9 protein-coding genes are annotated in these 11725 nt (G+C 62.9%); 6 read left to right on the top strand and 3 right to left on the bottom strand.

What is annotated here, in order from left to right:
• Window positions 1–57 precede the first annotated feature (57 nt).
• A complete protein-coding gene (locus AD670_RS26005) occupies window positions 58–1464 on the bottom strand; it encodes a hypothetical protein (protein WP_053139114.1) in 1407 nt (468 codons plus the stop codon).
• Between the two features lie 438 nt (window positions 1465–1902).
• Between AD670_RS26005 and AD670_RS26010 the strand changes: the two genes are divergently transcribed.
• The 6 genes from AD670_RS26010 (at window position 1903) to AD670_RS26035 (ending at window position 7878) form a co-directional block, all read left to right on the top strand.
• The gene (locus tag AD670_RS26010) at window positions 1903–2589 is read left to right on the top strand and encodes an aspartate/glutamate racemase family protein (RefSeq protein ID WP_053139116.1); all 687 of its coding nucleotides are present in this window, start codon (window positions 1903–1905) and stop codon (window positions 2587–2589) included.
• A 112-nt stretch (window positions 2590–2701) separates the two neighbouring features.
• Window positions 2702–3757, top strand: coding sequence for an AMP-binding protein (locus tag AD670_RS26015; protein WP_053139121.1), 1056 nt, complete (start codon window positions 2702–2704; stop codon window positions 3755–3757).
• Between the two features lie 10 nt (window positions 3758–3767).
• A complete protein-coding gene (locus AD670_RS26020; protein WP_053139123.1) occupies window positions 3768–4544 on the top strand; it encodes an ABC transporter ATP-binding protein in 777 nt (258 codons plus the stop codon).
• 2 nt (window positions 4545–4546) lie between these two features.
• Window positions 4547–5428, top strand: coding sequence for a branched-chain amino acid ABC transporter permease (locus AD670_RS26025; protein ID WP_053139125.1), 882 nt, complete (start codon window positions 4547–4549; stop codon window positions 5426–5428).
• A gap of 22 nt (window positions 5429–5450) precedes the next feature.
• A complete protein-coding gene (locus AD670_RS26030; RefSeq protein WP_053139127.1) occupies window positions 5451–6518 on the top strand; it encodes a branched-chain amino acid ABC transporter permease in 1068 nt (355 codons plus the stop codon).
• Between the two features lie 28 nt (window positions 6519–6546).
• Window positions 6547–7878, top strand: coding sequence for an ABC transporter substrate-binding protein (locus AD670_RS26035; protein ID WP_053139129.1), 1332 nt, complete (start codon window positions 6547–6549; stop codon window positions 7876–7878).
• Between the two features lie 519 nt (window positions 7879–8397).
• Here AD670_RS26035 and nirD read toward each other — a convergent pair.
• On the bottom strand, window positions 8398–8760 hold the full coding sequence (nirD, locus tag AD670_RS26040) for a nitrite reductase small subunit NirD (protein ID WP_053139131.1): 363 nt from the start codon (window positions 8758–8760) through the stop codon (window positions 8398–8400).
• Window positions 8760–11303: a nitrite reductase large subunit NirB gene (nirB, locus tag AD670_RS26045; RefSeq protein WP_053139132.1), complete on the bottom strand. Its 2544-nt coding sequence runs from the start codon at window positions 11301–11303 to the stop codon at window positions 8760–8762. Before nirB ends, nirD begins: the two co-directional genes overlap by 1 nt.
• Window positions 11304–11725: the final 422 nt, after the last annotated feature.

The following is an 11725-nucleotide window of genomic DNA, read 5'->3' on the forward strand; positions in this document are numbered from 1 at the left end:
GCAGCAGCTTTATCGCCTGAGCCAGGATCGACACTCAGGCGCCACTGCTCCCGAGCCTCAGGGCTGCTTACGATAAAACCCGGTCAGATAGTCCTGGCTGTCCGGCGCCGAGTTGTGCTCGATCACGGCAAAGCCCTTCACCAGTTGGATGTGATACGGCCCGGCCCGAGGGGGCGCCTGGGGCGCGCGCACGATGATCAGGTTTTCGGTTTCCATCGGCACGCTTTGGTGCGTAGTGATGATGATCTTGTCGGTGCCGGTGTCTTTGAGCGTCACGGTGAGTTCCGCCACTTCCCGGCCCTGGGCATCGCGTTCGGGAAGGATTTTCAGGTCCAGGTCGCCGTCGCGGTCGAGGAAGTCGTCGCGCATCTGGTAATGCCCATCGCGCTGGTCGCGGGCCACGTCGCCGAGTTTGTCGTACTCCGGCTCTCGGTCCTGCCTGTGCAGTTGAATCTGCAGCTCGGGCTGGTCGCCCTTGGCACCACTGACCCAGGTGCCCGCGTAGTCATAAGGTTCGACGGTTTCCCGCGTGATGCGCCAGATGCCGGTTTGATGACCATCATCGGCATATTCGTGCAGGTAGATAAACGACTGGTCGCCGTATTCACCCTGATCCCCCACCAGCTTGATCGGCTTGCCGCTGCCGCTTTTGGTGTAGCGCAACTCACCGATCAGCACCGCGCCCTGTTGCTGGTACCAGAGTTGCACCGGGATCTTGCCGTTGAGGGTTCCAGCCAGGAACTCAGGGTCTTCGTTGACCGGCCCTTCCAGCCTTGGCGTTTCCAGCCATTGGCCGTCCTTCCACTCGCCGGTGGTGCGCAGCATGTAGCCGCTGGGCATGCTGTTGTTCGCGTCATCGTCGGTCGCGGGCACTTCTGCCTGGGTGTACGAGCTGAGCTTTACCAGTTTTCCATCGCGCATCTGATAGCGGCTGGCGCGGGTCCAGCAGCAACCCCGGTCGGTCTGCGAATGGATAATGCCGTCCTTGGGATCGACCGAAAACATCCCGCCGAAGGTCTCGTTGGCCAGCTCGGTCAAGGGACCATTGAGCACCCAGTGGGGCTTCTGCGGGTCTTGCAGGTAGACGTCATAACTCGACTGAAAGTCTTTATCCGCGCCGTTGCCATTGCGGATCGCCAGGTCCTGGCGGCCATCCTGGTTTATATCGGCAAAGTACACCACTCCGTTCTCCCCCATCAGGCGCCAGTCCAGGGTTCTGCCTTGGGCATCCAGCGGCACCTGGGCGTCTGGGGTCTGCAGTTGCTGAAGGATTTCGAGGGAGCCTTTGTCGCGCAGGGTGATGAGCGCCGGCGCCAGGTACTGCAAGTCCTGCGGCACCTCGGGGAACAACACTTCGACCAGGTATTGACCGCTGGGATCATTGACCGAGAACGAACGGGGCTCGGCCATGACGGGAGCGGCCAGGGCCAGGGAGAGGAGTACACCGCTGAGTCGCGTACGCATCCAACGCATCCTTGCTGAAATTCGGGGGCGGCAGTGTAAAGGCAAATGGAGAAGGCTTCGAAAAAATCGACTACGCCAGGGTGGCCGAGACAGGCGGGACTCTCAGCGCTATCCGCTGAACAGTCAGTTAAGAGATAGAACGGGCAAACAGTAACCTGTGGCGAGCGGGCTTGCCCCGCGTTGGGCTGCGAAGCAGCCCCAAAACACAGCCCCGGACGTGCCTGGCACACTGCAGCGCTCTTATTGGGGCTGCTGCGCAGCCCAACGCGGGGCAAGCCCGCTCGCCACAGTTACAGTGTTTCTCCTTAACTGTCCGGCATTACTATTCCTTGGTTAGTTTTCCAATAATGCGCAATGGTCTTTGGCAGCTCCCTTGCTTTAGCCAGGTGCGGACTGCATCTTAACCATCGCCAAGACGGTCAGCACTGGAAACAGCCCATGCGCATCGCCTGCCTTCATACCGCAGCCAGCAACATCAGCGTCTTTGACACCGCCGCGAAAGCACTGGGTATCGGCGCTGATGTGCTACGCCATGAAGTGCGCGCCGACCTATTGGCTGCTGCCGAAAACGCCGGCCATCTGAGCGCCGACATCTGCGCATCCACCGCATCAGCCCTGCTTGCACTGGCTGAACAGGCCGACGCCGTGGTGCTCACCTGCTCGACCCTGGGCCCGGTCGTTGAAGGTATCTCCAGCAGTGTCCCGATCCTGAGAACAGACGAAGCGCTGGCCGCCTCGGCGGTGCAGGCTGGCGGAAAAATTGCGGTGCTGTGCGCGGTGGAAACCACCCTCGAACCTACCGCGCGGCTGTTTCACAAGGCCGCGCTGCAATCGAACGCGGTCGTCGAAGTGCGGCTGGTTCCGGGGGCGTGGGGATTGTTCAAGGCAGGTGACATCGACGGCTACCTGGCGACCGTTGCCATGGCCGCCGATCAGGCCTACCGGGAGGGCGCATCCATAGTCGCACTGGCTCAGGCCTCCATGAGCAGTGCTGCCGCCCATGTCACATCCGGCCCACTGCCCCTCACCAGTGCCCTCGCCGGCCTGGAAGCAGCGTTGCGCTCACTTCAAGACCCGCTGACGGCGCTGTTGGCCCAACAACAGTGCTTGGACAGCTTGTGCTGAATCCACACACGCCCCCTCTCCTAAAAACCCACATATCTTATTGAAATAAAAGCATTTAATCCTCTGGCATGGCGCGTGCAATCGCCTTCGCATACTGACGAAGGATGCCCCCATGCCCCAGACACTGCCCCAGGCGCTGTTGCGCCAAGCCCACACCCGAGGCTCGGCGATTGCCTTGCGCTTCAAGCGCCTGGGCATCTGGCATGAGCGCAGCTGGAGCGAGGTGGCGCACGAGGTCAGCCAACTCGCCGCTGCCTTGCATCAGCGCAGCTTCGGGCCCGACGATAACCTGTTGATCCTCAGCCAGGCGCGCCCCGAAGCGTTGCTGGTGGCGCTGGCGGCGCAATGGCTGGGCGCCAGCGTGACGCTGCTGGACCCGGACCGCGACAACCGGGCGCTGCTCGCCGGGCTGCGACCGCGCTTCGTGCTCGTACAGGACTTGGAAGCGCTGCAACAACTCGGTGAGCGTGGGGTGGTGGTGTTCCTCGACGGGCGTGGTTTGAGCCAGTCCCAGGACGCCGACTTGATCGACTATGCCGAGCTACGTGCCGACACACCGCCACCCGCCCACGCCCCGCAGCCGAGCGACAGCGCCTTCGTCTTTCATGCCGACACGTCGCTGCACTTGACCCACGCGCAACTGCTCGCGGGCGCCCGGACGCTGGTCGACCGCGAACGCCTCGGCGCCGACGACGAAGCCCTCGCCGCGCGGGTGTTTGCCGCCAGCGGCCAGGCGCGCTACCTGCTGGCGCCCTGGCTGCACGCGGGCTTTCGGCTGAACTTCCCGGAAGCCCTCGCCACCCGCGACAACGACCGCCGCGAACTGGGCCCGACCCTGGTGCTGGGCACCCGCGAATCCTATGCGCGCCTGGAGCAATGGGTGCGTGAACGCCTGCCACTGCCGGGCAGCGTCAGCCATCGTTTATACGACTGGGCCATGCAGCCGACCCGCTCTCCCGTGCGCCGCTGGCTGGGCCACTGGCTGGTGCGTCGACCTTTGCTGGATGTGCTGGGCATGAGCCGCCTGCGCGTGCCCTTGCTGGTCGGGCCGCCGCTGCATCCGGAAAGTGCCGCCTTCTTTGCGGCCCTGGGCATTCATCCTGGTCATTGGCAAGAGCCGTCCACCCACCACGCCCACAGCGAACACTTGCTGCCTCAATCTGCCTGACGAGCCTTCCATGCACGCACCTACTGAAGCGACATTACTTCGGCTCGATGACATCTCCCTGTCGTTCAAGGGCATCAAGGCCATCACCTCCATCAGTTTCGAGGTCAAGGCCGGTGACATCTGCGGCCTGATCGGCCCCAATGGCGCGGGCAAAAGTTCGCTGCTCAATGTGATCAACGGGGTCTATCACCCCCAGAGCGGCAGCATCCACTACGCCGGCCAGACCCGGCGGCGCATGCGCGCGCACCAGGCGGCCGAGGGCGGGATTGCGCGGACTTTCCAGAATATTGCGCTGTTCAAGGGCATGAGCGTGCTCGACAACGTGCTTACCGGGCGCAACCTCAAACGCCGCAGCAGTTGGCTGGAGCAGATGCTGCGCGTGGGCCGCGCCCCACGCGAGGACGACGCCCACCGCCTGCACGCGGAAAAGGTGATTGCCTTCCTGCAGATCCATCCCTGGCGCCACGTACTGGTCGGCACCCTGCCCTATGGCCTGCAAAAACGTGTCGAACTGGCCCGCGCCCTGGCGTCCGAACCCACCCTGCTGTTGCTGGATGAACCCATGGCCGGCATGAACGCCCAGGAGAAAGCCCAGATGAGCCAGTTCATCCGCGACATCAACCGCGAGTTCGGCACCACCGTCGTGTTGATCGAACACGACATCGGCGTGGTCATGGGCTTGTGCGACCACGTGGTGGTCCTCGACTACGGTCGCAAAATCGGCGACGGCACCCCGCAACAGGTGCGCGCCAACCCCGATGTCATCGCCGCCTACCTGGGGACCTGAGCATGGAATTTTTCTTCGAAGTGCTGATCGGCGGGCTGCTGGCCGGCGTGATGTATGCCTTGGTGGCGATTGGTTTTGTGCTGATCTACAAGGCCTCCGGCGTGTTCAATTTTGCCCAGGGCGCCATGGTGCTGTTCGCCGCGCTGACGTTTGTCAGCCTGCTGGAGCGCGGCTTCCCGTTTGCCTGGGCGTTCCTGATCACCCTGGCGAGCATGGTGGTGCTGGCGCTGCTGATCGAAAAAGTGGTGCTGCGGCCCTTGGTCAATCGCCCACCGATCATCCTCTTCATGGCGACCCTCGGGCTGTCCTACATGATCGAAGGCTTTGCGCAGTTCCTCTGGGGTGCACAGGTGCACGGGCTGGACCTCGGCATCGCCGACGAACCGCTGGAAATCCGCGGCATGCTGCTTTCGCAATTCGACCTGTTTGCCGCCGGCACCGCCGCCGCGCTGGTGATCGTCCTGTCGCTGTTGTTCAACAAAACGCGGGTGGGCTTGTCATTGCGCGCGGTGGCCGATGACCCGCTGGCGTCCATGGCGATCGGTATTCGCCTGCCGCGCATCTGGGCGTTGGTGTGGGCGGTGGCCGGGTTCGTCGGCCTGGTGGCCGGGTTGCTCTGGGGCGCGCGCCTGGGGGTGCAGTTCTCGCTCTCGCTGGTGGTGCTCAAGGCGCTGCCGGTGCTGATCATCGGCGGGTTCTCGTCCATCGGCGGGGCGATTGTCGGCGGCCTGATCATCGGTGCGGCAGAGAAAATCGCCGAGATTTACCTCGGCCCGATCATCGGCAGCGGCATTGAAAATTGGGTGCCGTACGTCCTGGCGTTGCTGTTCTTGTTGGTGCGGCCTGCCGGGTTGTTCGGCGAGCGCGCCATCGAACGGGTTTGATTGTCCTTGGGGAAATGCCTGCATGTTGTATCAAGAAGTCGGTCAAATCAGTACCTCCTACGCGGCCGAGCGCCGCACCTTTCGCCTGCGCCAGGACCGCGTCGCGCTGTGGCTGCTGCTGGGCGTGGCGTTTTTTGCAGTGCCTTGGCTGGGCAATGACTATTGGTTCAGCGCAATTCTGGTGCCGCTGCTGGTGCTGTCGCTGGCCGGGCTTGGGCTCAACCTGCTGACGGGCTATGCAGGGCAACTTTCACTGGGCTCGGCGGCGTTCATGGCGGTGGGCGCGTTTGCCGCCTACAACCTGCAACTGCGCGTGCCGGGCTTGCCGCTGTTGGTGAGCTTTGCCCTCGGCGGCCTGATTGCCGCGCTGGTAGCGGTGTTCTTCGGCTTGCCGAGCCTGCGCATCAAGGGCTTTTACCTGCTGGTGGCGACCCTGGCCGCGCAGTTCGTGGTCGAGTGGGTGCTCACCCGCTTCAGCTGGTTTACCAACGACAACGCCTCGGGCGTGATCACCTCGCCGCCGCTGCTGATTGCCGGGCTGGATTTCAGCTCACCGCGTGGCCGCTATGTGCTGACGTTGGCCGTGGTAGTGGCGCTGTTCTGGCTGGGCAAAAACCTGGTGCGCAGCGAACTGGGCCGCAACTGGATGGCAGTTCGCGACATGGACACCGCCGCTGCCGTCATCGGCATTCGCCTGTTGAAGGCCAAGCTGCTGGCGTTTGCCATCAGCGGCTTCTACCTGGGCGTCGCCGGTTCACTGTGGGCGTTCGCCTACCTGGGCACGGTCGAGCCCCACGGCTTTGACCTGAGCCGCTCGTTCCAGGTGCTGTTCATCATCATTATCGGCGGCCTGGGCAGCGTGCTCGGCAACGTCCTCGGCGCCGCGTTCATCGTGTTGTTCCCTATTCTGCTGGGCAACCTCTTCGGCCTTTTGCCCGCCGGCCTGATGGACGCGGGCCAGTTGGAAAACATCCAGAAGATGCTGTTTGGCGCGCTGATCATCGCTTTTTTGATCAAGGAACCGGAGGGGCTGGCCCGTCTGTGGCAGCGCTTTCGTCAACGGGCCAGGGTCTGGCCGCTGCGTTACTGAACTCAATAACCCCCCAGGAATGACCTCCATGACACACCGCTTATCGCTGCGCCGCCTGGCCTTGGGCCTGGCCCTGATCACCGCTGGGCTCACGGCCGGCGCCCAGGCTGCCAACGAACAATACTTCCCCTTGCAGAGCTACCGGGTCGGCCCGTACGCGGCCGGCGGCACCGGTTTCTTCGGTGGCTTCATCGACTACCTGCAATACATCAATTCCAAGGGCGGGGTGAACGGCGTCAAGCTGACCTGGAGCGAGTGCGAAACCGAGTACGTGGTGGAAAAAGGCGTCGAATGCTACGAGCGCCTCAAGGGCGGGCTCAACGGTGCACCGGCCGCCGCCACCAACCCGCTGTCAGTCGGCATCGCCTATGCCACCCTGGACCGCTCCACCGCCGACAAGCTGCCGCTGATCACCATCAACCATGGCCGCACCGACTCTACCGACGGCAGCGTGTTCCCCTACGTGTTCCCGCTGCAGCTCAACCCGTATTCGGAAGTCTCGGCGATCATCAACTACATCGGCCAACGCGAAGGCGGCGCCGACAAGCTCAAAGGCAAGAAAATCGCCGTGCTCTACCACGGCTCGCCATACGGCAAGGAAACCAATGGCGTGCTCGAAACCCTGGCGAAAAACGCCGGCTTCGAACTGACCCTGCTGGAAGTGCCGCACCCCGGCAACGAGCAGCAATCGCAGTGGCTGAACATCCGTCGCCTCAAGCCCGACTGGGTGATCCTGCGCGGCTGGGGCGTGATGAACCCGGTGGCGCTTAAATCCGCGCAGAAAGTCGGCTACCCGGCCGATCACATCATCGGCAATATCTGGAGCAACTCCGAAGAAGACGTGGTACCGGCCGGTGCCGCCGCCAAAGGGTTTATCTCGATCACCACCCACCCGTCGGGCACCGACTTCCCGGTGCTGCAAGGCATCAAGCAAAGCGTGGTAGACACCGGCAAGGGCAACCTGGCCGACCCCAAGCGTTTCGGCACCGTGTATTACAACCTGGGCGTGGTCAACGGCATTCTCAACGTCGAAGCGCTGCGCCTGGCCCAGGAAAAATACGGCCACCAACCGCTGACCGGCGAGCAGGTACGCTGGGGCTTCGAACACCTGAACCTCGACGATGCACGCCTGCAAGCACTGGGCGCCAAGGGCCTGGTGCAACCGCTGAAACTGTCCTGCGCCGACCACGAAGGCGGCGGCGCCGTACGCTTCCAGCAATGGGACGGCCAGCGCTGGAACCTGATCAGCGACTGGGTACAAGCCGACCGCGCCTTGTTGCGGCCGATCATCGAAGCCTCAGCGGCCCAGTACGCCAAGGAGAAAGGCATCACGCCGCGGGATTGCAGCAAAGAGCAGTAAAACAGCCCAACTGTGGGAGGGGGCTTGCTCCCGATGGCGGTGGATCAGCTAATGAATCTGTTGGCTGACACACTGCTATCGGGAGCAAGTCGAATCGTCGCACCGCCCCTCCCACATTTAGACCGAGGTGTGTCAGCTCATGCCTACTTCAACCACGCGACTTTTGGCAGCCGCCTATGCGACCGAAATCTGCCGGATGTAAACAGCTCAACTGTGGGAGGGGGCTTGCTCCCGATGACGGTGGATCAGCTAGTGAATCTGTTGGCTGACACTCCGTTATCGGGAGCAAGCCCCCTCCCACATTTAGACTGAGGTGTGCCAGCTCATGCCTACTTCAAACAGGCGACTGTTGGCAGCCGACCATGCGACTGAAGTCTGCCGGATGTACACGGCTCAACTGTGGGAGGGGGCTTGCTCCCGATGGCGGTGGGTCAGCTAGTGAATCTGTTGGCTGCCACTCCGCTATCGGGAGCAAGTCGAATCGTCGCACCGCCCCTCCCACATTTAGACTGAGGTGTGTCAGCCCAGACCTATTTCCACCACTCCAGCATTCAACCGCACCGGCCATACCCGCAGGCGTTGATGCGGTGCCTCCAGGCATTGGCCGTCGTGCAAACGGTAATGCTGCTTGTAGATCGGTGCAGCCACCACCAGGTCGCCCTTGATGCTGCCGACCAGCCCACGACCGATTACATTCGCGCCGGATTCCGGGTCGTGGTTGTCGATGGCGTACAGCGTCTGGTCCTGGGCGCCGGGCAGGTAGAACAGCGCGACTTGGGCGCCGTCCAGCCACACCACTACGCCGGAATTACTCACCAGGTCGGTCTCTTTGCACACGCTTTTCCAGGTGGCAAGGTTGCGCTGTGTGTTGGACTGGCTCATCAGGCAAGCTCCTCGGTGACGGCAATCAGGTTGAGTTCGGCGGCCATGATCGGCCGACGCTGGCCGCGTTCCTGGACAAAGTGGATGTCCGGGTCGGGGCGTTTGTCGTTGACGAAAGTGCGGAAGCGCTTGAGTTTTTCCGGATCCTTGAGGGCGTTGGCCCACTCGCATTCGTAGCGGTCGACCACCAGTTGCATCTGCGCTTCAAGCTCGGCGCCCAGGCCCAGGCTGTCGTGCAGGATCACGTCCTTGAGGAAATCCAGGCCGCCTTCCAGGCTTTCGCGCCAGACCGAGGTGCGTTGCAATTTGTCGGCGGTGCGGATGTAGAACATCAGGAAGCGGTCGATGTACTGGATCAGCGTGGCGTCATCGAGGTCGGTGGCGAACAGTTCGGCGTGACGTGGACGCATACCGCCGTTGCCGGCGATGTAGAGGTTCCAGCCCTTCTCGGTGGCGATCACGCCAACGTCCTTGCTCTGCGCCTCGGCGCATTCGCGGGTGCAGCCGGACACCGCGAACTTGAGCTTGTGCGGCGAACGCAGGCCCTTGTAGCGATCTTCGATCAACAGCGCCATTTTCACGCTGTCCTGCACACCGTAGCGGCACCAGGTGCTGCCCACACAGGACTTCACCGTGCGCGTGGACTTGCCGTAGGCGTGGCCGGTTTCAAACCCGGCGGCGATCAGCTCGGCCCAGATGTCCGGCAGCTCGTGCAGTTGCGCGCCAAACAGGTCGATGCGCTGGCCGCCGGTGATCTTGGTGTAGAGGTCGTATTTCTTCGCCACTTCGCCAATCACGATCAGCTTGTCGGCAGTGATCTCGCCGCCCGGAATACGTGGCACCACCGAGTAGGTACCGTTCTTCTGCATGTTGGCCATGAAGGTGTCGTTGGTGTCCTGCAACGGCACCAGGGACGCGTCCATGATCGGCTGGTTCCAGCACGAGGCCAGGATCGACCCCACCGCCGGTTTGCACACATCGCAACCGGTGTGGCCACGGCCGTGTTTGGCCAGCAGTTCTTCAAACGTGAGCACCCCTTCCACGCGCACCAGGGCATACAACTCCTGGCGGGTGTAGGCGAAGTGTTCGCACAGGCTTTTGTCGACGCTGACGCCGCGGGCAATCAGCTCGTGCTCAAACACCTGCTTGAGCAAGCCGGCGCACCCACCGCAACCGGTGCAGGCCTTGGTCTGCGACTTGAGCAGGCCGAGGTCGCTGCAACCGCCGTCGATGGCCGAGCAGATCGCGCCCTTGTTGACGTTGTGGCACGAGCACACCGTGGCCGAGTCCGGCAAGGCGCCTGGGCCGAGGGTCGGTGCGCCGCTGGACGATGGCAGGATCAGGCTGGCCGGTTCGGCCGGCAGCGCGATGCTGTTCTGCATGTATTGCAGCAAGGTGTCGTAGTAGCTGTTGTCGCCGACCAGCACCGCGCCGATCACGTGTTTGCCGCTCGCATCCACCACCAGGCGCCGATAGCTGGCGCTCGCCTCGTCGATAAACTGGTAGCTGCGCGCACCCGGTGTATGGGCGTGGGCGTCGCCGATGGAGCCCACGTCCACGCCCAGCAGCTTGAGCTTGGTGGACATGTCGGCGCCGACAAAAGGCTCAGCGGTGTGCTCGCACAACAGTGCGGCGACGCCACGAGCCATCTGGTAACCCGGCGCAACCAGGCCGAACAGGCTGCCGTTCCAGGAGGCGCATTCGCCAATTGCGTAGATGTTGGGATCGCAGCTCAAGCACTCATCGTTGATCACCACGCCGCCGCGCGGGCCAATGTCCAGGCCGGCCTGGCGGGCCAGTGCATCCTGGGCGCGGATCCCGGCGGAGAACACGATCAAGTCAGTCTCAAGGAACTCGTCATTGGCAAAGTTCATGCGATAGCGGTACTGCTCGCCGGCACTGATCGACTGGGTGGCGCGGGACAGATGCACACCGACGCCCAGCCGCTCGATCTGGGCCTTGAGCGCCAGGCCGCCAAAATCATCCAGCTGCACCGGCATCAGGCGCGGTGCGAATTCCACCACGTGGGCTTCCAGGCCCAGGCTTTTCAGGGCGTTGGCGGCTTCCAGGCCGAGCAGGCCACCGCCCACCACCACACCACGGCGCGCATTGGCGGCAGCGGTGCGAATGGCGTCGAGGTCTTGCAGGGTGCGATACACCAGCCGCGAGTCGCCTTCGGCGCCCTCGATCGGCGGCACGAACGGATAAGAGCCGGTGGCGAGTACCAGCTTGTCGTACGCCACGCACCCGTCGGCGGTGATCACCTCGCAACGGGCGCGGTCGATCTCCAGCACCGGCACACCCAGGTGCAAGGTGACGCCCGGCACCTGGTACAGCGAGGCGTCGGACAGTGCCAAAGACTCGGCATCGCGGCCGGTGAAGTATTCGGACAGATGCACGCGGTCATAGGCACGCATCGGCTCTTCGCTGAACACGTGCAGTCGGTAGTGATCCAGCGCCCCGCGCTCGATCAGTTGCTCCACGCAATGGTGGCCGACCATGCCATTGCCGACGACGATCAGGGTTTTCATCTGTTTGTTCATATCAAGCACCCGACAACGTTCATCACGATTTAAAAAGCAAAAAAAAACGCCTGAAACCTTACGGTTCCAGGCGTCTTTGCCTGTTCTTATGCGGGATCGAATCGGCGACTGCGCCGGATCTACCGCTTTATGCCCTGGTTGTCGATCGTCGTTGACCGAGGTGGGTTGAGGGGGAGCTTGCAGGTGGCGTGCCAATTGGCCGCAAGCGAGTACTCACGGCGGCGACAGGCAATCAACTGCACAAAGCGCACCCAATTTCGCCTCCAACTGGTGCGCCTTGCTTCAAAAAAGCGCACGTTCAAAGGCTCACAAATGCTTCTATGGTGAGCGGGACTGTTGTGGCGAGCGGGCTTGCCCCGCGTTGGGTGGCGAAGCCGCCCCATTACTGCCACTGCTCGCTTCCTGTAAGGACGGAGGTGCCT

Source organism: Pseudomonas sp. MIACH, assembly GCF_001269925.1.
GTDB lineage: Bacteria > Pseudomonadota > Gammaproteobacteria > Pseudomonadales > Pseudomonadaceae > Aquipseudomonas.